This window comes from Flavobacterium luteum (assembly GCF_008806775.1).
Lineage (GTDB): Bacteria > Bacteroidota > Bacteroidia > Flavobacteriales > Flavobacteriaceae > Flavobacterium > Flavobacterium luteum.
This window is the reverse complement of sequence record NZ_WAEM01000002.1, coordinates 692,137-716,795: the sequence shown is the minus strand read 5'-3', so window position 1 is coordinate 716,795 and position 24,659 is coordinate 692,137. Positions and strand designations below refer to the sequence as shown.

11 protein-coding genes are annotated in these 24,659 nt (G+C 33.1%); 8 read left to right on the top strand and 3 right to left on the bottom strand.

The features are described from left to right. Positions 1-4 precede the first annotated feature (4 nt). The 4 genes from F6464_RS06900 to rfbD are packed head-to-tail and all read left to right on the top strand — an operon-like array spanning position 5 to position 3,277. Positions 5-1,003 carry a hypothetical protein gene (locus F6464_RS06900; protein ID WP_151107060.1) on the top strand — a complete coding sequence of 333 codons (999 nt, stop codon included), beginning with the start codon at positions 5-7 and terminating at the stop codon, positions 1,001-1,003. 27 nt (positions 1,004-1,030) lie between these two features. Continuing rightward, on the top strand, positions 1,031-1,888 hold the full coding sequence (gene rfbA, locus F6464_RS06895) for a glucose-1-phosphate thymidylyltransferase RfbA (protein WP_151107059.1): 858 nt from the start codon (positions 1,031-1,033) through the stop codon (positions 1,886-1,888). Between the two features lie 4 nt (positions 1,889-1,892). Beyond that, on the top strand, positions 1,893-2,444 hold the full coding sequence (rfbC, locus tag F6464_RS06890; RefSeq protein ID WP_151107058.1) for a dTDP-4-dehydrorhamnose 3,5-epimerase: 552 nt from the start codon (positions 1,893-1,895) through the stop codon (positions 2,442-2,444). Then, entirely contained in the window at positions 2,438-3,277 is an 840-nt protein-coding gene (rfbD, locus tag F6464_RS06885; protein ID WP_151107057.1) for a dTDP-4-dehydrorhamnose reductase, read from the top strand. The genes rfbC and rfbD overlap by 7 nt, the downstream gene beginning before the upstream one ends. Before the next feature lie 69 nt (positions 3,278-3,346). Here rfbD and F6464_RS06880 read toward each other — a convergent pair whose 3' ends face one another. The 3 genes from F6464_RS06880 to F6464_RS06870 form a co-directional block, all read right to left on the bottom strand. Continuing rightward, positions 3,347-12,448 carry a putative Ig domain-containing protein gene (locus F6464_RS06880; protein WP_151107056.1) on the bottom strand — a complete coding sequence of 3,034 codons (9,102 nt, stop codon included), beginning with the start codon at positions 12,446-12,448 and terminating at the stop codon, positions 3,347-3,349. A 151-nt stretch (positions 12,449-12,599) separates the two neighbouring features. Next, on the bottom strand, positions 12,600-15,980 hold the full coding sequence (locus F6464_RS06875; protein ID WP_151107055.1) for a CotH kinase family protein: 3,381 nt from the start codon (positions 15,978-15,980) through the stop codon (positions 12,600-12,602). A 178-nt stretch (positions 15,981-16,158) separates the two neighbouring features. Next, positions 16,159-19,548: a CotH kinase family protein gene (locus F6464_RS06870; RefSeq protein WP_151107054.1), complete on the bottom strand. Its 3,390-nt coding sequence runs from the start codon at positions 19,546-19,548 to the stop codon at positions 16,159-16,161. Positions 19,549-19,838: 290 nt separating this feature from the next. Between F6464_RS06870 and F6464_RS06865 the strand changes: the two genes are divergently transcribed. The 4 genes from F6464_RS06865 (at position 19,839) to F6464_RS06850 (ending at position 24,410) form a co-directional block, all read left to right on the top strand. After that, positions 19,839-20,789 (top strand): glycosyltransferase family 2 protein, encoded by a 951-nt coding sequence (locus F6464_RS06865; protein ID WP_151107053.1) that lies wholly within the window; start codon positions 19,839-19,841, stop codon positions 20,787-20,789. 460 nt (positions 20,790-21,249) lie between these two features. Next, positions 21,250-22,536: an oligosaccharide flippase family protein gene (locus F6464_RS06860; protein ID WP_151107052.1), complete on the top strand. Its 1,287-nt coding sequence runs from the start codon at positions 21,250-21,252 to the stop codon at positions 22,534-22,536. After that, complete coding sequence (locus F6464_RS06855) at positions 22,533-23,066, top strand: class I SAM-dependent methyltransferase (protein WP_151107051.1); 534 nt, start codon at positions 22,533-22,535, stop codon at positions 23,064-23,066. The genes F6464_RS06860 and F6464_RS06855 overlap by 4 nt, the downstream gene beginning before the upstream one ends. A gap of 72 nt (positions 23,067-23,138) precedes the next feature. Next, positions 23,139-24,410: an O-antigen ligase family protein gene (locus F6464_RS06850; RefSeq protein WP_151107050.1), complete on the top strand. Its 1,272-nt coding sequence runs from the start codon at positions 23,139-23,141 to the stop codon at positions 24,408-24,410. The last annotated feature ends 249 nt before the right edge of the window (positions 24,411-24,659 follow it).

Here is a 24,659-nt window from a genome sequence, read left to right as displayed (position 1 = left end):
GATAATGAGCACAAACTCAAATAAAAACATAGAAGATCAAGAAATTGATTTGGCACTAATTTCAGAAAAAATAGGAAGTTTTTTTCAAAAAATTAACACTTCAATTTTTAAAACACTTCAGTTTTTAATAAAAAAAAGTAAAATTATTTTAATAATTATAATTATATCAGTTGGGTTAGGGGTTTATTTTGATAAGTCTTACAAGACTTTCGATCATCAAATTATAGTTGAGCCCAATTTTAAAAGCACAGACTATTTATATTCTAAAATAAATTTAATTGAATCTAAAATTAAAGAAGGCGACCTTGTATTTTTAAAACAGATAGGTATAAAAGAGCCTAATTTTGTCATAAAAATTAATATAAATCCTATAGTTGACTTAAATAAATTTATAAACTCAGCAAGTGAAAACAATCAAAGTTTTGAATTATTAAAGTTAATGGTTGAAAACGGAGATATAAAGAAAATTGTTGAAGACAAAGTAATGAGTAAAAGCTATTCTCATTATTTAATAACAATAAGCACAACAAATAAAAACGATGTTAAGGAAACTGTTGAACCAATTTTAAATTTTCTTAACAAAAGCTCCTTTTACAGTAAAGTTCAAAAGCAAGAGATTAACAATATCCAATTAAAAATAAAAGCTAATGATGATATTATTGCTCAAATAGATGGGTTTTTAAATAATTTCACAAAGAAAACAGATAGTAGCCAAAATATTAAAAGCGATAAGTTAGTATATTATAATGAGAACACTCAATTAAATGATGCTATAGAAACAAAGAATAAGTTAATATCAGAAAAAGGATACCTTAGGTTACAACTCGTCAGCGCAGATAAAATAATAAAAGAGAATAGTACCTCTTTAAACATTGAAAACACTAAATCAATTAACGGAAAGTTAAAATTCATTTTACCGTTTTTGTTTACTTTTATTTTTATCTTGATACATATTTTCATCAGTTTTTATAAAAAGCAAGCTGAAAAAGCAAACCAAAATTAACCCAATAACATTCTAAAACAGATTGCTATGAAAGGAATAATATTAGCCGGTGGCTCAGGAACAAGATTACATCCACTAACATTAGCTGTTAGCAAACAGTTAATGCCTATTTATGACAAACCAATGATTTATTATCCTTTATCAACACTAATGTTGTCAGGGATTAAAGAGATATTAATTATTTCTACACCACACGATTTACCTTTATTTAGCCAATTATTAGGTGATGGAAAAAAATTAGGTTGTCGTTTTGAATATGCTGTTCAAGAAAACCCTAATGGGTTAGCAGAAGCATTTATTATTGGGAAAGAGTTTATAGGAAATGATAAAGTAGCTTTAGTTCTTGGAGATAATATATTTTATGGAACGGGATTATCTGATTTATTATTAGCAAATAATAATCCAGATGGAGGAATTATATATGCTTATCATGTTCATGATCCCGAACGTTATGGAGTAGTTGATTTTGATAGTGACGGTAAAGTACTTTCTATAGAAGAGAAACCAGAGCATCCAAAATCAAATTATGCTGTTCCAGGAATTTATTTTTATGATAATGAAGTAGTTGAAATTGCAGCTAACATAAAACCAAGCCATAGAGGAGAACTAGAAATAACAGATATTAATAAAGAATATCTTGAAAGAGGCAAGTTAAAGGTAAGCATTCTCGACAGAGGAACTGCTTGGCTTGACACAGGAACATTTAATTCTCTGATGCAAGCAGGACAATTTGTTCAAGTTATTGAAGAGCGTCAAGGATTAAAAATAGGCTCAATAGAAGAAGCAGCTTTTAGAATGGGTTACATAGACGCTAATCAATTAAAAATATTAGCACAACCATTATTAAAAAGTGGTTATGGTAGTCATTTAATAAGTATAATATAGTTGTATGAATTTCATCGCTACAAAATTAGAAGGGTGTTTTATTATTGAACCAAAAATAATCATTGATGATAGAGGTTATTTTATGGAAAGTTTCAATGAAAAAACATTTCAAAAAGGAATAGGTCAAAACATTCATTTTGTTCAAGACAATCAGTCTTTTTCGTCAAAAGGAGTATTAAGAGGATTACATTATCAGGTTGGAGATCATGCTCAATCAAAATTGGTTCGAGTATTATCTGGAGAAGTGTTAGATGTAGCAGTTGATATTCGTCCAAATTCTAAAACCTTTGGACAATATGTTTCTGCTCTGTTATCTGCTGAGAATCAAAATCAATTTTTTATTCCAAAGGGATTTGCACATGGCTTTTTAGTGTTGAGTGACACAGCTACATTTTTTTATAAATGCGATAATTTTTATAATAAAGAAAGTGAAGCAGGTGTTTTATATAGTGACCAAGCGATTAATATCGATTGGGGTATCCCGGAAAGTCAATTTCATATTTCAGAAAAAGACAAAGTACAACCAACTTTGAAAAACGCTAGAAAAGCATGGTAGTTTTAGTTACGGGTGCTAACGGTCAGTTAGGACAATCTTTACAATTTATTTCGAAGCATTATTCTGACATTCAATTTCATTTTTACTCTTCATCGGAATTAGATATTACAAATAAAAACAATATTAAAGAAATCTTCTCTTTAATTAAACCAGATTTCTGTATTAACGCAGCAGCATATACTGCAGTAGATAAGGCAGAGACCGAAACCGAAAAAGCATCTCTTGTAAATGTTATAGGAGCCAAAAACATGGCTCAAATATGTAATGAATTTTATGCAACATTAATTCATGTTTCTACTGATTTTGTTTTTGATGGAATTAAAGAAACTCCTTATACCGAAGAAGACACCACAAATCCACAAGGAGTTTACGGTAAAACAAAAAGAGAAGGAGAAATGGAAATCATTAAAAATCTAAAGCATTATTTCATTGTAAGGACATCTTGGTTGTATTCGTCATTTGGAAATAATTTTATGAAAACAATGCTTAAATTATCAAAAGAAAGAGATAAATTAAACGTTGTAAATGATCAAATAGGTACTCCAACACATGCAATCGATTTGGCTCAAGCCCTTGTTAAAATTATTTTAAGCGGAAGCAAAAATTACGGAATTTATCATTTTAGTAATGAAGGAAATACAAGCTGGTATGGTTTTGCTAAAGAAATATTTAATATCAATAATACAATTATTGATTTAAAGCCTATACCAACTTCTGAATTCCCAACACCAGCAGTACGTCCAAAATATAGTGTTTTAGATAAATCAAAAATAAAGGCTGAATTTCATATTTCAATAAAGGAGTGGGCCGATTCTTTGAAATTTTACAATTAATGAATTAAAAATTGAAATTAAAAAGAGGCTATTTCATGTGATGTGATTTTAGCCTCTTTTTATGTTTATTTATTTCTTAATTATTTTTTTTATTTCTTCTCTTCCTTCTGAAATCAATTTTAAAAAATATACTCCATTAGGCAAATTACTTAACTCTATTTTAGAATTAACCACATCACCTCTTTGTATTAACTTACCTTCAATTCCAAATATTTTGTATGATATGGAACTTGATATACCTGATAAAAAAAGTATTTCATTAAAAGGATTAGGGAAAACTTTAATATTTTTCAAATTATTAGTATCAATAGTTAAAGTATTATCAACCTTAATTTCTATCTCAAATGAAGTACTACCATTAGTATTAGTCCCTGTAATTATATACGATTTTGTTTCTGAATCTGTTTTAGGAATACCAGAAATAATACCAGTTGAAGCATCTATTGATAAACCATTTGGCAAATCTGGAACAATATTAAAATTATTAATAATTCCTTCATAAGTAGGAATTAATTCTAAAATACTATTTCCTACAGTAAACACATTCGGAGAAGCATACGAAAGAGCCGAAGGCGCGACATCATTGACAGTAATCACAACATCAAAGGAAGTCGACCCACCCGAATTAACAGCAGTAACGGTATAAGTAGCACCACCAGCAATAGCAGTTGGCGTTCCCGAAATCACCCCACTAGAAGTATTGAAAAACAATCCAGCAGGTAAAGTAGGAGCAATGCTATAGCTTAATACAATTCCTGAAATAGAAGGAGATAAATTTATAATATTTGTATTTTTAGTAAAAACATTTGGTGAAGGATAACTAAATGTATTTGGCGCAACATCATTCACGGTAATCACCGCATCAAAAGAAGTCGACCCACCAGAATTCGCTGCATTCACTGTGTAAATGGTTGTTGGACTTGTAACAAAAGGCACTCCCGAAATCACACCACTAGCAGTATTCAAAGACAACCCACTAGGCAAAGCAGGACTAATAGCATAACTCAACACTGCACCACCACTAACACTAGGATTTAAAGCAACAATCGCACTATTTTTAGTAAACACATTCGGAGAAGAATACGAAAGTAACGAAGGCGCGACATCATTGACAGTAATCACAACATCAAACGAAGTCGATCCACCTGAATTAACAGCCGTCACGATATAAGTACCAAGACCAGCAATAGCCGTAGGCGTTCCAGAAATCACTCCACTAGCAGTATTAAACGATAACCCGCTAGGCAAAGCAGGACTAATCGAATAACTCAACACCCCACCACCACTAACACTAGGATTTAAAGCAACAATCGCACTATTTCTAGTAAACACATTCGGAGAAGAATACGAAAGAGTCGATGGCGCAACATCATTCACAGTAATCACAACATCAAACGAAGTCGATCCACCCGAATTAAAAGCCGTCACAGTATAAGTAGCAGCACCAGCAATAGCCGTAGGCGTTCCAGAAATCACTCCACTAGCAGTATTAAACGATAACCCGCTAGGCAAAGCAGGACTAATAGCATAGCTCAACACTGCACCACCACTAACACTAGGATTTGAAGCGACAATCGCACTATTTTTAGTAAACACATTCGGAGACGGATAAGAAAGATTCGATGGCGCAACATCATTCACCGTAATCACAACATCAAACGAAGTCGATCCACCCGAATTAAAAGCCGTCACAGTATAAGTAGCACTACTAGCAATAGCCGTAGGCGTTCCAGAAATGACACCACTAGCAGTATTAAACGACAAGCCACTAGGCAAAGCAGGACTAATCGAATAACTCAACACCGCACCACCACTAACAGTTGGATTTAAAGCAACAATCGCAGAATTTTTAGTAAACACATTTGGAGAAGAATACGAAAGTAACGAAGGCGCAACATCATTCACCGTAATCACAACATCAAACGAAGTCGATCCACCCGAATTAACAGCAATAACGGTATAAGTAGCAGCACCAGCAATAGCCGTAGGCGTTCCAGAAATCACTCCACTAGCAGTATTAAATGACAACCCACTAGGCAAAGCAGGACTAATAGCATAGCTCAACACCGCACCACCACTAACACTAGGATTTAAAGCAACAATCGCACTATTTTTAGTAAATACATTCGGAGACGCATACGAAAGAGCCGAAGGCGCAACATCATTCACAGTAATTACCACACCAAACGAAGTCGATCCACCTGAATTAACAGCCGTCACGATATAAGTACCAAGACCAGCAATAGCCGTAGGCGTTCCAGAAATCACTCCACTAGCAGTATTAAACGATAACCCGCTAGGCAAAGCAGGACTAATCGAATAACTCAACACTGCACCACCACTAACACTAGGATTTAAAGCAACAATCGCAGAATTTTTAGTAAACACATTTGGAGACGCATACGAAAGAGCCGAAGGCGCCACATCATTCACAGTAATCACCACTTCAAACGAAGTCGACCCACCAGAATTGATAGCCGTCACAGTATAAGTAGCACTACTAGCAATAGCCGTAGGCGTTCCAGAAATGACACCACTAGCAGTATTAAACGACAAGCCACTAGGCAAAGCAGGACTAATCGAATAACTCAACACCGCACCACCACTAACAGTTGGATTTAAAGCAACAATCGCACTATTTCTAGTAAACACATTTGGAGAAGAATACGAAAGTAACGAAGGCGCAACATCATTCACCGTAATCACAACATCAAACGAAGTCGATCCACCCGAATTAACAGCAATAACGGTATAAGTAGCAGCACCAGCAATAGCCGTAGGCGTTCCAGAAATCACTCCACTAGAAGTATTAAATGACAACCCACTAGGCAAAGCAGGACTAATAGCATAGCTCAACACCGCACCACCACTAACACTAGGATTTAAAGCAACAATCGCACTATTTTTAGTAAATACATTCGGAGACGCATACGAAAGAGCCGAAGGCGCAACATCATTCACCGTAATCACAACATCAAACGAAGTCGATCCACCCGAATTAAAAGCCGTCACAGTATAAGTAGCAGCACCAGCAATAGCCGTAGGCGTTCCAGAAATCACACCACTAGCAGTATTAAACGATAACCCGCTAGGCAAAGCAGGACTAATCGAATAACTCAACACTGCACCACCACTAACACTAGGATTTAAAGCAACAATCGCAGAATTTTTAGTAAACACATTTGGAGACGCATACGAAAGAGCCGAAGGCGCCACATCATTCACAGTAATCACCACTTCAAACGAAGTCGATCCACCCGAATTAACAGCAATAACGGTATAAGTAGCAGCACCAGCAATAGCCGTAGGCGTTCCAGAAATCACTCCACTAGCAGTATTAAATGACAACCCACTAGGCAAAGCGGGACTAATCGAATAACTCAACACCCCACCACCACTAACACTAGGATTTAAAGCAACAATCGCACTATTTTTAGTAAACACATTCGGAGAAGAATACGAAAGAGTCGATGGCGCAACATCATTCACAGTAATCACAACATCAAACGAAGTCGATCCACCCGAATTAACAGCAATAACGGTATAAGTAGCAGCACCAGCAATAGCCGTAGGCGTTCCAGAAATCACTCCACTAGCAGTATTAAATGACAACCCACTAGGCAAAGCGGGACTAATCGAATAACTCAACACCGCACCACCACTAACACTAGGATTTAAAGCAACAATCGCACTATTTTTAGTAAAAACATTTGGTGAAGGATAACTAAATGTATTTGGCGCAACATCATTCACGGTAATCACCGCATCAAAAGAAGTCGACCCACCAGAATTCGCTGCATTCACTGTGTAAATGGTTGTTGGACTTGTAACAAAAGGCACTCCCGAAATCACCCCACTAGTCGTATTAAAAGATAATCCAGCAGGCAAAGCAGGACTAATAGTATAACTCAACACCGCGCCACCACTAACAGAAGGATTTAAAGCAACAATCGCAGAATTTTTAGTAAACACATTCGGAGACGCATACGAAAGTAACGAAGGCGCAACATCATTCACAGTAATTACCACACCAAACGAAGTCGACCCGCCTGAATTCAAAGCTGTCAAGGTATAAGTAGCAGCACCAGCAATAGCCGTAGGCGTTCCAGAAATGACTCCACTAGCAGTATTAAATGACAACCCACTAGGCAAAGCGGGACTAATCGAATAACTCAACACCGCACCACCACTAACACTAGGATTTAAAGCAACAATCGCACTATTTTTAGTAAACACATTCGGAGAAGAATACGAAAGAGCCGAAGGCGCGACATCATTGACAGTAATCACAACATCAAAGGAAGTCGACCCACCCGAATTAACAGCCGTCACGATATAAGTACCAAGACCAGCAATAGCAGTAGGCGTTCCAGAAATCACTCCACTAGCAGTATTAAACGATAACCCGCTAGGCAAAGCGGGACTAATCGAATAACTCAACACTGCACCACCACTAACAGTTGGATTTAAAGCAACAATCGCAGAATTTTTAGTAAACACATTTGGAGACGCATACGAAAGAGCCGAAGGCGCCACATCATTCACAGTAATCACCACTTCAAACGAAGTCGACCCACCAGAATTGATAGCCGTCACAGTATAAGTAGCACTACTAGCAATAGCCGTAGGCGTTCCAGAAATCACTCCACTAGCAGTATTAAACGATAACCCGCTAGGCAAAGCGGGACTAATCGAATAACTCAACACTGCACCACCACTAACAGTTGGATTTAAAGCAACAATCGCAGAATTTTTAGTAAACACATTTGGAGAAGAATACGAAAGTAACGAAGGCGCAACATCATTCACCGTAATCACAACATCAAACGAAGTCGATCCACCCGAATTAACAGCAATAACGGTATAAGTAGCACTACTAGCAATAGCCGTAGGCGTTCCAGAAATGACACCACTAGCAGTATTAAACGACAAGCCACTAGGCAAAGCGGGACTAATCGAATAACTCAACACCGCACCACCACTAACAGTTGGATTTAAAGCAACAATCGCAGAATTTTTAGTAAACACATTTGGAGAAGAATACGAAAGTAACGAAGGCGCAACATCATTCACAGTAATCACAACACCAAACGAAGTCGATCCACCCGAATTAACAGCAGTAACGGTATAAGTAGCACCACCAGCAATAGCAGTTGGCGTTCCCGAAATCACCCCACTAGAAGTATTGAAAAACAATCCAGCAGGTAAAGTAGGAGCAATAGTATAACTCAACACCGCGCCACCACTAACAGAAGGATTTAAAGCAACAATCGCAGAATTTCTTGTAAACACATTCGGAGAAGAATACGAAAGTAACGAAGGCGCAACATCATTCACAGTAATCACAACATCAAACGAAGTCGATCCACCCGAATTAACAGCAATAACGGTATAAGTAGCAGCACCAGCAATAGCCGTAGGCGTTCCAGAAATCACTCCACTAGAAGTATTAAATGACAACCCACTAGGCAAAGCAGGACTAATCGAATAACTCAACACCGCACCACCACTAAGAGAAGGATTTAAAGCAACAATCGCACTATTTTTAGTAAACACATTCGGAGAAGCATACGAAAGAGCCGAAGGCGCGACATCATTGACAGTAATCACGACATCAAACGAAGTCGACCCACCTGAATTCACAGCCGTCATAGTATAAGTAGCAGCTGGAGTAAGAACTGTTGGGATTCCTGAAATTTCACCAGTAGTTATATCTAAAGACAATCCTGTAGGTAAATTAGGAGAAACACTATAGCTTACCACTAATCCGCCAGATGAAGTGGGTGTTAAATTACTAATGCCTGTATTTCTAGTAAATATATTAGGAGAAGCATAACTTAAAGAACTAGGTGCAATATCTTTAACAGTAATATTTATGTTAAAAGTTTCGGTTCCTGTTGCATAAGTTCCCGTGACCAAATAATTTGATGCTAATGAAGTTACAATTGGTGTACCTGAAATAATCCCAGAAGAAGTATTCAAAGTTAAGCCCGAAGGTAAGTTAGGGAAAACACTATAACCAGTCATAACTCTTGTTGTTGAAGGCACTAAATTTGCAATAGCAGCACTCACACTAAAAACATTAGGAGAAAGATATGATAGAGGTAATTTTACCCCATCAACAGCGATGTTATTAAAGGTTACTCGCTTTCCTAAATCTTCTGTCATATTTGGCCCAGTAAAACGAAAACGAATTTTAAAATTCGAATTATTATCTACCGATGTTATGGTAGAAAAATCAACTTGAAATAATTGATAAGAAGAAGTTAAAGGTAAAGATGTTGTAATTAGATCCGTAGTTATCCAAATAGGCGAACCTGAATTAACAGAGTAGTCAATTGATATGGCACTTGCGGCACCTTCGTCAATTCCTGCAAATGAGAATTTAATTTTTTTATATCCACTTGTGGAAAAATTGAATACCATTGTGTTTTCTAACACACCGTTTTGGAAAGGTTGTTTGATTTGAATTCCTCTCATATCAGCAGGATAGGCAATATTTCCGTTAACCGCTTGTCTGTAATTGATAGTTGTAGGAAGATTTCTTCTTTCCATAGAGGACTTTCCTGCATTTGTTGTAGGATAACCAGAATTACAAGATTGGTATTGAATTACGCCATTAGATGCTAGTTCATAAGTTGAATTTAGAGTAGTCAATTGTGCTCCATTAACAATATTCCCATCCATCATCCAGAAATAGATAGGAACACTAATATCTACAATGCCATCTGGAACGAATACAGCTGTAATAGAAAAATTGGCTGTTGGAGTAATTGTGATTTCTGAATCACTACTAGTTGAAGCTCCAGTCCAATTACTAAAAACAAATCCAGGTTTTGCAGTTGCTTTAAGCTTAAGCGGAATTCCACTAAAATAAATTCCAGTCCACGGATATGGATTTCCTGTAATTCCAGGAGTTCCATCTTTAATATCAATAGTACTTATTTTGATATATCCATGATCATAATTTGATACATTTAAATTCGCATTTATATTTGATGAAATCCCGAATTTAGAACGAATGTGACCTCTTTGAAAAGCGGGTCTTTCATTGGCGAAATCTTTTTCTTTATTTAAGTGATATTGCCAATCTCCATTATCAAGAGGTGCTTTCCATCTGAAATACTGATCATTCATTTCAGGAGCAATGATTGCAGAAATTTCATTAATTTTTGCAACAATTCTAGAAGAAATAAAATTTGTATTCATCAAATCGGCTAACCGATTGATAAAATCATTTTTAAACGTATTGTTCTCTAATAACTTTCTTAGAATAAGCGTAGACCATGGCGGATTTGGACTCGTACCTGTTGTTGAGGTTGCATCAGCTAATGAATTATGATCTGGTTTACCTAAAGTACTATCCATATCATGAATGGCCCAACGCCATCTCCCGTCATGACCGTATGGAGCATTAGAAACAAAACCAGCAGTTTTTTTTCTCCAATAAACAATATTATTTCCTGGCCAGTCATCATTTTGAGCGAAAATATTTGTTGTAAAATAATCTATAAAATTATCCGTATCCATCCTAGTTTGAATATAGGCATAATTAGCATTGCTGGTAAAACTATTACTTGAGATATAAGAATACATATTATTATAATCTATTGCATCTCCTTCTTGAACTGCACCTTGATTTTCTAATAAATCGACAGCATCAATATTGTAAACTTGCTTAAAATAATTATTATCATATTTTTCTCGCATGTTAAGAAGGCCCCAATATTCACCATTCATAAATACTACCATTGGCTGAAAAGACTCCGTTTCCATTCTTAAGTCTTTTACTAATTGATGGTTTAGGGCATCTCTAAACATGGTATTGTAAAAATCGCTTCCGCCACTTTTTGCGCTTAATCTTTCGTAACTAGTAAACGGTTCGTCAGCAAAAAATTTATAAGATAAGTTATCATCACCAAAATCAGAACGAGCGGCAATATTCCAAGATTTACTAGGATATACTCTTGAGAAGGCACCTCGAATTCTAATACCAACATCTTGATTTATTTTTTCTAAACCATTTACAAAATAGTGCATATTGGCTTTACGCTCATTAGCAATTCCATCTCTTTCAAAATTTCCAATTTGCCTTGAAGGTGTTTTTGTTGGGTTTGCTGTTCTCCAGTTGTCAAAATCTATTCCAGCCACTACAATCCCATCTTCATAATCGTATAAATCATTTTCATCAAAACAAAACGAAAGTACAGGAAGTGAATATTTAGTTGAACCCGAAGGAGTAATAAAATAATTTCTAGAAACCACTTTACTAGACAAAGCACCTGGCTTTATAACTTTGGCCCTAATAACATTTCCTTTGTAAATGGTGCCATTAGGAAAGTATGGAGGTGTAAAATCATAAGTAGTAGACATTACAGAAATCTTATTGGGTTGAGGAGTTCTGTCTGAAATAGCAATAGGGGCAGTATATTGTAATGTTTTGAAACTGTTAAAAAGGAATGGGCCAAATGCTTGTCCTGGTAATTTAGGGTATTGATTTTTATAATTATATGTTGTTCCGCTTAAGTTGTTTTCGTCGGGTTCAGAACCATCAAGAGTATATATGATAGTTGTTCCAGGATCTGGAGAGGAAATGGATAAATTAAATCCCGACGTTAAAAAACCAGAAGCTTGAGAAAAAACAGGCGGACTTAAAGCTTCAGAAAAACCAGCAGCTGCATTTACAGCATTTGGAGTTGGAGATTCAAAAAAAACATACGGACCGATTCCGTTCGGAAAGCGACCATAAGAAGCATCTGCTTGCAGACTAACCGCAGGAACGCTATTAATTGTTACTCCAGACGTATTGGTAAGAAAAAGCGCTTCTCCTGAAGCACTAATTTTAAAGTTGGTATGTAAAGGATTTCCAGCAACAGACCTGTTTTTATCTGAAGCCCAAATAATTAAATATTGTCCTGCACCTAAGGAAACATTTGGGAAAGTCCATTTGTACGGAAGTAGAGGGTCGTCTGACAAGCCAAAGCCTAAAAAATTTACAGCAGTAGCTCCAGAGTTATACAATTCTATCCAATCTTGGCGAGAACTGTCTTCATCCTGAATAGAATTAGTATTAGAAGCTAGAATTTCGTTAATGACAATATTTTGAGAAAAAATAGCTTTCGAAGAGCAAATTAAAAAATATAAACAAAATAGAAAAGTAATTTTTTTCATACAACTTAATAGTTAGTCGATGAAGTTACAACTATAGTCAACAAACTGTTAAATTTAAACGATATAAAACAAATAAATCCGACAAAAGGTAATAAAAAAAAGGAGTTAATAGTGCCACTATTAACTCCTAGTATAAGTAGTATTAAATAGATTATTTTTTAATTATTTTTTTTGTTTCTGTTTTACCATTAGAAGTTAATTGCAATAAATACAATCCTTTAGACACGTCATTCAAATGTATTTGATTGTTTTCTTCTAATCTACCTTTTTTAATTAATTTACCATCAATTGTAAATAAGTTGTAGATTGCATTTTCGGATTGATTCATTCCGACGATGTTTATATTATCAGAAAAGGGATTAGGATAAACAGAAAATTCCAAAGCAGTGTTCGAAACCATTGATAAGGTAATTTGGGTTCCGTAAACCGCAATATTATTAAAAGTAATTCTAGCACCAGTGTCGGCTGTCATATTCGTTCCAGAAAAGCGTAAACGAATTTTAAAATCAGCATTGTTATTTGCGGCTGTTATGGTTGCAAAATTAATATTAAATAATTGATAGGCATTGGTCAAAGGGAATGAGCTTGAAGTCAGACCCGAAGTTATCCAGACAGGAGTTCCTTCATTAACCGAATAATCGACAATTATTGCAGTAGCGTTTGTTAATTCATTTATTGCAGCAAAAGAAATTTTAATATCTTTTTGACCAACGGTCGAAATATTAAAAATTAAATTATTTTCTAAGCTTCCACTTTGTAAAGGTTCCTTAATTTGTAATCCTTTCATATCACTAGTGGTGAAAGGAAGGTTATTATTTACTATAGGAATATAGTTGATATCCGTTGGACTATTTCTCCTTTCCATGGAAGCTTTTCTCCAGTTTACCACATCAGTAGAAACAAAAGGATAACCTACTAAACACGATTGGTGTTGAATTACAGCATCAGCTGTTCCTGTTTTGTATGATGCAGTTAAAGTTTCTAAAGGAATATTGTTGGCAATTGTTGAATTCATCATCCAGTAGTAAATGGGTTGACTCGATGCTACAGCTTCTGGAACAAATACAGCTGTAACATTAAAACTTGTTTCAGATGTTACAGTAATTTCAGGATTTGTACTATCTGATGCGCCAGTCCATTTACTGAATACAAATCCAGGATAAGCAATAGCCTTCAATTTTACAGGAATGCTAGAAAAATAAATACCAGTCCAAGGATAAGGATTTGAGGTTATTCCATCTGTTCCTGCTTTAACTTCAATTGTATTTATTTTTATATAACCATCATTTGAATTTGAAACATTTAAAGTTGCATTAATGTTTGAAGTTATTCCAAATTGAGAACGAATATGATCTCTCTGAGCAGCTGGTCTTTCTACAGCAAATTTTTTCTCCCAATTTATAAACCAATCAAAATCGCTTTTTTTGGCTGGAGATTTCCATCGAGAAATATGTTCTGGAAGTGTTGGATAAATCACACCTTTCATTTCATCAATCATGGAAAGTAATCTAGAGGGTAAGAAAGTAGTATTCATTAAATCGGCAAAACGATTTATAAAATCATTTTTATAACAGGAATTTTCTAATAATTTTCGTAAAATTAGAGTTGACCAAGCTGGATTTGGGTATACTGGTCCATTAGCAGCAGTCGCTAATGCTAAAGTATTATAGGTTACATCACTGTAAGTAAATCCAAAAGTTGTATCTAAATCATGGAAGGCCCAACGCCATCTTCCATCATTACCATAAGGAGCATTTGGTAAGTAACCAGTTGTTCTTTTTCTCCAAAATTGGATATTTGTTCCTGGCCAATCACTATTTTGAAGATAGACATTAGATATATAATAATCACTAAAACTATCAGGGTCTAATCTGGTTTTGATATAATTGTAATTAGTATCATTTGCTAAACTATTTTTGGTAATGTAACTAATCATATTTTGATAATCAATATGATCGCCATAAGATGCATTATATGACTTTCCTTGATCTTCTAAATAATCTAATTCGGTTTGGTCTATATTGAAAGTTCTTTTAAAATAGTCATCATCATAGCGTTCACGAATGTTTAAAATCCCCCAAAACTCTCCATTTACAAATGAAACCGTTGGTTGATATGATTCTGTAATACAGTTTAAAGATTTTATCAATCGTTGGGCTAAAGCATCTCTAAAAAGTGATCCTTTAAAATCATTACCCGCATTTCGAAGTACTAAACTTTCAAATTTATCATCTGTTTTATTATTAAAAAATTTATAGTCAAGAGATTTAGTTCCATATTCAGAACGGGCATATAAATTTAGCGACTTGCTTTGAAGTCCTCTAGATCCACCACCGTGGATGCGAATTCCGATATCAGTATTTAAAACAGGTAATCCATCAATGAAATAAGTCATATTAGCTACTTTTTCATTTTCAATACCTCTTCTCCAGTAATTACAAATGTTTTCTTTCCAGGCTGGGTCTGATGTGGGATTGGCTTCTCTCCAATTATCAAAGTCTACACCTGCCACATATATTCCTTTATCGTAATCGAATAATTTATCTTCATCAAGACTTAAAGACACTATGGGCAATGAAAATCTTTTAGCACCTTGAGGCGAAATAAAATAAGTATTGGTAACCGTTTTACTATCTAAAGATTCAGGTTTAACTAATTTTGCTCTAACAACAGTTCCTTTGAAAATAGGCGATGTAGGAATATAAGTTGGGTTAAAAGAATAGGTACTTGAAATCGAGGCAATTTTATTCTCTTGACTTGTGCGATCAACAATTGCTATAGGAGTGCTATATTGTAATGTTGTATAATTTTTTGTTAATAATGGTCCAGTTGCGTCACCAGGGCGCTCCGGATATTGGTTTTTGTAACTATAAGTAGTTCCTCCTAAATTAGAAAGTTGAGGTTCAGAACCATCTAAGGTATATAAAATAGTAGCGTCTGTAGTGGTTGTTGAAAGCATTAGATCAAAGCCAGAGGTTAAAAACCCAGAATCTCTAGAGAATGTTGGCGGACTTAACGCTTCTGTAAAAGCAACAGACCCATTTGCGGCTTCGGGAGTTACAGTACTGAAAAATTTAAAATCTCCTGTTCCGTTTGGGATACGACCATAAGAAATATTTTGTAACATTGCAGGAGTTGTAGTAGTGTTTAAAGCTACACCAGACTTATTGGTCAAAGTAATTGTTTCACTATCAGAACTTAATTTAAAGTTAGTATGAAGCGGTTTTGTAGAATTTGTTCGGTTTTTGTCTGAACACCAAACCAGTAAGTATTGCCCTGCACCAATAGAAACATTAGGAAAAATCCATTTGTAAGGTAATAAGGCATCATCTGTTAAACCAAAACCAGTTAAGTTTACTGATGTTGCCTCATTATTTTTTAGTTCAATCCAATCTTGATAACTTCCATCTTCATCTTTATTGATGGTAGTATTAGAGGTTAAAATTTCGTTTATAACTATGCTTTGACTTATTGCAGAATTTGTAAAAAAAATGAGAAGTAAAGCAATAAAATACAGGGGCGTTTTTTTCATGACTTTTTAATATGTTGATTAGTAATGCGGTAAATATATATAAATAGGAATATAGAGACATATTTTATCGTTACATAACTTAATTAGTCTATGAAATGCAATAATTTAACAAATTTTATATAAAAAGGGGTTAATAGCATTATACTATTAACCCCTTATAAGAGAAGTATTAAATAGATTATTTTTTAATTATTTTTTTCGTTTCCGTTTTGCCATCAGAAGTTAATTGCAACAGATACAATCCTTTTGATAAATCATTCAAATGTATTTGATTGTTTTCTTCTAATCTACCTTTTTTGATTAATTTTCCATCAATTGTAAATAAGTTGAAAGCTACATTTTCGGTTTGATTCATGCCAACTATGTTTACAATATCAGAAAAGGGATTAGGATATACAGAGAATTTCAATGCGGTATTCGAAACTACGGATAAAGAAACTTGGGTTCCGTATACGGCGAAATTATTAAAAGTAATTCTAGCACCGGTATCGGCAGTCATATTGGCTCCTGTAAAACGCAAACGTATTTTAAAATCAGCATTATTGTTTGCACTTGTAATTGTTGCGAAATTAATGTTGAATAATTGATACACACTGGTCAAAGGCAAAGAGCTTGAAGTCAGCCCCGATGTTATCCAGACAGGACTTCCTGCGTTGACCGAATAATCGACAACAATTGCAGTAGCGTTAGTTAATTCATTTATGGCTGCAAAGGAGAACTTAATATCTTTTTGACCAATAGTAGAAATTTTAAAAATCAAATTATTTTCCAAGCTTCCACTTTGTAAAGGTTCTTTAATTTGTAATCCTTTCATATCGCTTGTTGCGAAAGTAAGATCATTATTAGCCAGTGAAATATAGTTAATATCTGTTGGACTATTTCGTCTTTCCATAGAAGCTTTTCTCCAGTTTACCACATCGGTAGAAACAAAAGGATAGCCAACTAAACATGATTGGTATTGAATAACAGCGTCAGTGGTACCTTTTTTATAAGTTGAATTTAAAGTTTCTAAAGGAATATTATTAGCAATTGTTGAATTCATCATCCAAAAATAAATAGGTTGACTTGATGCCACAGCTTCAGGAACAAATACAGCAGTAACATTAAAACTATTAGCTGAGGTTATTGTAATTTCAGGATTGGTACTCGATGAAGCGCCAGTCCATTTACTAAATACAAAACCAGGTTTAGCAACAGCTTTTAAAGTTACAGGAATATTCGAAAAATAGACTCCAGTCCAAGGATACGGATTTGATGCAATACTTGGCGTACCCGATTTTATATCAATCGTATTTATTTTAATGTAACCATCTGCTTCATTAGATACATTCAAAGTGGCATTAATATTAGATGCAATTCCAAATTGTGAACGGATATGATCTCTCTGAAATGCTGCTCTTTGATTGGCAAAATCCCGTTCTTGATTCAAATAGAATTCCCAATTATCGATTTCTAGTGGCATTTTCCATCTTGCAATGTGTTCTAATATTTCAGGTTCAATAGTCGATTTCATAGAGTCAATCATTCCAACTACTCTTGAAGGAAGGAAAGTTGTATTCATTAAATCGGCAAAACGATTAATAAATTCATTTTTATAAACGGGGCTCACTAAGAGTTTACGTAAAATAAAAGTAGACCATGCTGGATTAGGATATTCAGGACCATTAGGATCTGTTGCGAGCGCCAATGTATTAAGACCAATGTCGTCAGTTGGTAGACCGAAAGTATCATCTAAATCATGAAAAGCCCAACGCCATCTCCCGTCCTGACCATAAGGTGCATTTGGAGTATAACTAGCCGTTCTTTTTCGCCAATATTCAATATTAGTTCCAGGCCAATCTACATTTTGTAGGTAAATATTAGTGATATGATAATCGTTAAAACTATCAGTGTCCATTTGGGTTTTAATATAGGTATAATTTGAAGGTGTTGCCATGCTATTGGCATTTAAATATGACAACATCGCTTGGTAATGGGTGTCATCACCATAATCAGCTTGACCATTGCTTGAATCCCCTTGATCTCTTAAATAGTCTAATTCAGTCGCTGCAATATTAAAAGTTCGAGCAAAATACTTGTCATCATATTTTTCACGAAGATTTAAAATTCCATTGTATTCTCCATTTATAAAAGTTACCGTTGGCTGATACGATTCTGTAATACAATTTAAGGAGCGCACTAAATTATGACACAAACCATCTCTAAACATGGTATGAATGAAATCCCCGCCTGAATTTCGTAACACTAAATTATCGAATGTGTTTTCTGTTAAATTAGAGAAAAAATTATATTTCATTTTGTCTTTTCCGTATTCGGCACGAGCATATAAAGTATAAGATTTACTTCTAGTAGTTCTAGATATTCCTCCATGAACTCGAATACCAATATCTTGGTTTAAAGTCTCAACCCCATTCACTAAATAGCTAATATTAGCCACTTTTTCATAGTCTCTACCTTTACGAAAGTAATTTGCATTGCCTTCTTCATAAGTTGCATCTACACTTGGATTAGAAGTTCTCCAATCTTCAAAATCCTTTCCAGCAACACTTATTCCCGTGTTGTAATCAAATAACTTGTTTTCATCAATACTTAAACTTAAAACAGGTAACGAAAAACGACTTGTTCCAAGCGGAGAAATATAATAGGTTCTGGTTTCAGTTTTACTGTCTAATGCTCCAGCTTTGATTAATTTAGCACGAACTACAGTTCCTTTAAAAATAGGACTTTCAGGAATGTAAGTGGGATTAAATGAGTATGTGGTTGAAATTGAAGCAATTTTGTTAGGTAAAGCTGATCGGTCAGCTATTGCTAAAGGCGCAACGTATTGAAAAGTTTTAAAAGTATTCGTTAAAAGAGGGCCAGATGCTTGAGCAGTACTTATTTCCTGATATTGATTTTTATAATTATAAGTAGTTCCCCCTAAATTAGAAAGTTGGGGTTCAGAACCATCTAAAGTGTATAAAATTGTTGCACCAACAACGGTTGTTGAAAGTGTTAGATTAAAACCTGTGGTTAAAAGCCCAGATTCGTTAGAAAATGTCGGCGGACTTAACGCTTCGGTAAAAGCAACAGATCCATTAGGAGCTTCGGGAGTTACAGCACTGAAAAATTTAAAATCACCCGTACCATTTGGTATACGGCCATATGAAATATTTTGCAACATTGCTGGAGTTGTAGCAGTATTTAAAACCGTACCTGTTTTATTTGTTAAAGTAATTATTCCGCCAGCAGAACTTAATTTAAAATTGGTATGAAGTGGACTTCCAGAAGTAGTTCGGTTCTTGTCTGAACACCAAACTAGTAGGTATTTCCCAGCAGCAATAGAAACATTAGGAAATATCCATTTGTAAGGCAGCAAAGCATCATCAGTTAAACCAAAACCAGTTAAGTTTACTGCGGTTGCTCCATTGTTTTTTAATTCAACCCAATCTTGATAACTTCCATCTTCATCTGTATTAATAGTTGTATTAGAAGTTAAAATTTCGTTTATAACAATGCTTTGACTGATTGCAGAATTTGTAAAAAGAATGATAAGCAAAGTAATAAAAAACGGGGATATTTTTTTCATGACTTTTTAAGTTATTGATTAATAAAGAAGTAAAAATATACAAATAGAAATACAAAGTTATATTTTATCGTTACACTGCTTAATTAGTCTATGAAATACAATAATTTATCAAATTTTATTAAATAAACGACTTGTTTTTTTTGTAGACAAAGGCAATAATTAAAAATTTTAGTATAGACATAATTTTCCAATATAGAGGTTAGGATTCGATTATTTTTATAGTTTTACATTCAAAATATAGAATGACTACTTTTTCTATAAAAAGTACTATAAGCGTTAATTAAAATAATTTGAAACAAATAGATATTTCCATAGTTGTTCCGCTATATAACGAAGAAGCTGTTTTCGAGGCTTTAATTGAGAGACTTTCCAATGTAATCAATCAAACAGAATTTACGTGTGAAGTCATTCTAGTAAATGACGGAAGTAGCGATAAAACAGACCAATTAATCCTAGAAATTTGTAAAGCCGACAATCGATTTACTGGAGTACTTTTATCCAGAAACCACGGTCATCAATTGGCTGTAAGTGCTGGTTTAGCATACGTAAGAGGAAAAAAAGGAGCTATGATTATTGATGGTGATTTGCAAGACCCTCCCGAATTGATACATGAATTCTATATACTCCTAACAAATGGTTATGATGTAATTTATGCTATTAGAAAAAACAGAAAAGAAAGTTTCTTAAAAAAAATGGCCTACTTAGCCTATTATAGATTACAAAAAAAGATTTCCAGTTTTAATATTCCTATCGATAGCGGCGACTTTTCTATGTTGAGCAAACGTGTAGTAGATAATTTAAATAGTATGCCCGAACAAAGCCGATACTTAAGAGGCATGAGAGCTTGGGTTGGTTTTAAACAAATAGGTTTTGAATATGATCGTGATGAGAGGCTTGCAGGAGAAACAAAGTACTCTTGGCGTAAATTATTCGAATTGGCCTTTAACGGATTCTTTAATTTTAGTGATTTTCCTGTAAAAATCATTACAAGATTGGGTTTTATAACGATACTTTTTTCATTAATTTATTTTGCGTATAATGTATATAGAAAATTATATTACAATGATGTACCACAAGGATTTACAGCTACCATTTTAGCAATAATTTTATTTAGTGGCGTTCAGTTAATTTCTTTAGGATTAATAGGCGAGTATGTTTTACGAATTTACAATCAAGTTAGAAATAGGCCATTGTTTGTTATAGATAAAATTATTCAAGATGGTGAAGAGATAGGAGAATAAAAACAAGTAAGATTATTTTTCTGTTTCGACCCAATCATGATAACAACTTCCATCTTCATCTTGAGTGATTGTTTTTTATTTGAAGTTAAAATTTTTTTATGGCGATATTTTGGCTTATTGAAGAATTTGTAAAAAAAGAAAAGTAATAAAATCAGAAATATATTTTTACTACTTTTTATTATGTTTATCAATAAAGCGTTAAAACAATATAAAAACAGGGAAGAATTAATATGTTAAATCGTTACAAAACCTATTTAGTCTATGAAATGCAAGAAATTACAAAATCCTTCCAAATAGGAAAAACAATTTTAATAAAGTGACCAATTTAATTATTGATTTCTTAGTATTTGTTCTTAAATTAATTTTATTTGTAGCCTAATTCTATGTACATTAGCCATTTTTAATACAAATATTAATAATTATACAAGATCAATTTTATTAAATAAGCTATAATTATAAAATGTTTAAAGCGAGACTTAAAATTACATCTTTATTGGTTTCTAACATAGAGCATATTAATTCTTCCCTGTTTTTGTTTTTTATCAATTCCTTCAATTTTGTATTTCCTTTATTATTATCGCCAATTATTATTCAAAGGTGCGGTCTTGAAGGATTTGGTCTTGTAATTTTGTTTCAGTCTATTGTAGTTCTTATATCGTCAATAACAGATTATGGTTTTAATATTAATGCGACTAGAGAGATTACAATTAATAAAAGCGATTTAATATTTATAAATAGACACTTTTTTATTATTAATTATACTAAAGTTTTTTTATTAGCAATAGCAATCTTTCTTTGTGGTTTTATTTATTTTGTTTTTCCAAAAGCAAGTGATTATTCTTTTTTATATTGGACTTCAATTACTATCCTATTAGGCCGAGCCTTTAACCCGATGTGGGTCTTAAGAGCCTTGCACAAAATGCACTATGTTTTCTATTTCTATGTTTTCTTTAAAATAGCAACTATTTTAGTATTATATCTTTTTCTACAAGACAAAGGCAATTTATTTTTGGTAAATTTAACTATAGGACTTTCAGATTTTTTCACGTATTTATTCGCTTGCTTAATTTTGATTTATAAAATGAATTGGAGGCATTACTTGCCAAACTATAAAGCAATTGTTAAAGAAATTTCGGAAGGCTTCGGAATTTTTATTCAAGTACTTTCTATTAACGCTAATTCGTATTTAAACCCTATGATTTTAGGATATTTTGTAGACGAATATTCATTGGGTATTTATTGTGTTGTTGAAAAAATCATTTTGGCAGTTAAATTTTGTGGCTCTTTTGTAATTCAAAGTGTTTTTCCGAAATCCTGTGAGATAGCGATTGAAAGTTCAACAAATTACAGAGCATTTGCTCAAAAGTTATTTATTTTTTTAGTTATAAGTATGTTCACTGCTGCTGTAATTTTAAATGTTTTTTCGGATATTATTGTTTCCTATTTTGTCAAATCTAACATAGAGCAATGTCAAAAATTATTAATATATAATTCTTGGATACCGTTCATAGTAGCATTAAATATGGTTCCTTATTTAACATTTTTGGTTTATGGAAAACACAAATCGGTTACTCCCATTATTATTTTAGCGGTATTTATAAATGTATTTATAAATGTAATATTGTCAAAAAGCTATGGAATCTACGGAATTTCGACAGGCATATATATAACTGAGCTATTTATTTCAATATCTTTGTGGGCAATTTTAATTTTTAAATACCCAAAGTATAATTTTTTAAGACAATGAAAAACAAACTAAATATTGGTTGTGGCAATGACATTAAAGAAGGGTTTGTGAATTTAGACATAGCCCAATTACCCGGAGTTGATGTCGTATGCGATATTGATAAAAACCCACTTCCTTTTGAAAGTAATACTTTTGAATATATAATATGTTACGATATATTAGAACATATAGACTATCCAAAAGTTTTGAAAGAAATTCATCGTGTCTTGGCAGTAAATGGTGTGGTAGAAATAAGAGTTCCCCATTTTACATCTTCTAATAATTTTATAGATCCAACCCATAAAAAAATGTTTTCATTTCGAACATTTAATTTTTTTACTAACGGAGCATTAAATAATAGAGAATATTATTATGATTTTCACTTTAAAGAAGTTATAGATTCTAAAATAACATTTATCAATAAAAACCCAGTCAATTGGCCTTTCATTATTTTAGTTAATCTAAACAATACAACCCGAAAAATATATGAAGAAACATTTCTTAGAAGTATTGCACCAGCTCTAAACATAGAGATTAAATTACTAAAGTAATTATAGTAAATAGCAAAATGCCATAAAGAAATAAGTCAATAAAAAATGTACACTTTACAGTAAAACTTAAAAATGAAAATTGATTTAAATAAATTATTTCTAATATTTTTACCTTTTACACAGGCTCTTACAATAAATATCTTTTTTCCTTTAAAAATATCTGAAATATTTCTTGTAATTCTCTTGCTGTTTTATGTAAATAAAAAAACAATTTCAGGTCGTTCGATCTGGTTTTTAAATCAGAATACGATTGTTATGTTGTTTGGCTTTATAGTAACTTTATCTTTTATTGTAAATATCTATTGGAATTACGATTATTCACCTAAAAGAATTCCTTTTAGAATAAATAGAATAGGGGACAGTTTTATACGGTTATGCTATTTTTATATTTGTTTAGTCTCCTATTATTTATCCTTTAAAATATTTACGAAAAATATAAAATATCTTGATAAATGGATTATAGGAGCAATAATTGTTGCTTGTTATGGTTGGTATTTATTTTTATCTTCTGCACTACATATGCCTTATTTAAAATTACCAGGAATGGATGACAAACCTCAAAACCTAAATGGATTAATACGTTGTGGGACTTTCGCAGAAGGAAATTATTTCGGGGCATTTTTAATACTATCTGCGGCAATTGCATTTTATTTAAATAAGCCTAAAAAAGCTTGGTTTTTATTAGTAACCGTTATAATTACATTATCGACAGTATCTCTAATTAGCTCATTTGTGCTTATAGTTTTTTATTATAGAAAAATATTTTTGAAGACCAGTTTCATGATAAAATTTTGCCCTATAATTTTTATTTTTTTACTCTTATTTATTCAAACAGATTATTACAAAATGAATATATATGGGAAATTATTTGATCCTGTTAATAAAGTAACTAGAGCTAATTATTCAAAGGTAGAGAGAACAATTACCGCACAGGCAGCATTTTATTCAGGGCTTGACAATCCCATTATAGGTGTGGGTCCGGCAAACTATGGCTTGCATTATGATAAATATAATGAATATAAACGTATTGTTAAAGTACGCTCCCCCTATTTTAATCATGCAATGAAAAGAGTAAATGATAGAGCAATTGCCAACAATGTATATCTCGAAATTTGGTCGGAATATGGTATTTTCGGATTTATTTTATTTATTTTATTTTTGGGCCTAACTTTACTTAAATCAATAAAGTTAAAAGAAGATGCAATTACAGGAGGAATAATCTCATTAATAATTTCTTTTAATGCTTTTCCTTCATTTATAATGCTTTTTGTATGGGTTTTTCTTTCGATACCTTTAGCTTTGGTATGGAATAAAAGACAAAGCATAATTAATCCAGCAAATTAACAAGATAAGATTTTATGAAAAATGGAACGTTATATTTAAAAAACAATAAACTTTTATCTTACATAGAGTTTTTTGAAAAATTTTTACTTGTTTTCATTAGCTTTTCATTTGTATTTAAAATTAGCATTTCTACTCCAGCAATATTATTATTATTGCTTTTTAACTTAAATAATATAAGACAAATATCAGATGTTATATTTAAATTACAATTACTTATTTTTCTGTCCATATATTTAATTTTTGGATTAT

What these genes read in the sequence shown, in the direction of transcription:
- F6464_RS06860 (WP_151107052.1), top strand. Translation starts at nt 21,250, where the DNA reads ATGTTTAAAGCGAGACTTAAAATTACATCTTTATTGGTTTCTAACATA.
- F6464_RS06850 (WP_151107050.1), top strand. Translation starts at nt 23,139, where the DNA reads ATGAAAATTGATTTAAATAAATTATTTCTAATATTTTTACCTTTTACA.
- F6464_RS06880 (WP_151107056.1), bottom strand. Translation starts at nt 12,448, where the DNA reads ATGAAAAAAATTACTTTTCTATTTTGTTTATATTTTTTAATTTGCTCT.
- rfbD (WP_151107057.1), top strand. Translation starts at nt 2,438, where the DNA reads ATGGTAGTTTTAGTTACGGGTGCTAACGGTCAGTTAGGACAATCTTTA.
- F6464_RS06870 (WP_151107054.1), bottom strand. Translation starts at nt 19,548, where the DNA reads ATGAAAAAAATATCCCCGTTTTTTATTACTTTGCTTATCATTCTTTTT.
- F6464_RS06855 (WP_151107051.1), top strand. Translation starts at nt 22,533, where the DNA reads ATGAAAAACAAACTAAATATTGGTTGTGGCAATGACATTAAAGAAGGG.
- rfbC (WP_151107058.1), top strand. Translation starts at nt 1,893, where the DNA reads ATGAATTTCATCGCTACAAAATTAGAAGGGTGTTTTATTATTGAACCA.
- F6464_RS06875 (WP_151107055.1), bottom strand. Translation starts at nt 15,980, where the DNA reads ATGAAAAAAACGCCCCTGTATTTTATTGCTTTACTTCTCATTTTTTTT.
- F6464_RS06900 (WP_151107060.1), top strand. Translation starts at nt 5, where the DNA reads ATGAGCACAAACTCAAATAAAAACATAGAAGATCAAGAAATTGATTTG.
- rfbA (WP_151107059.1), top strand. Translation starts at nt 1,031, where the DNA reads ATGAAAGGAATAATATTAGCCGGTGGCTCAGGAACAAGATTACATCCA.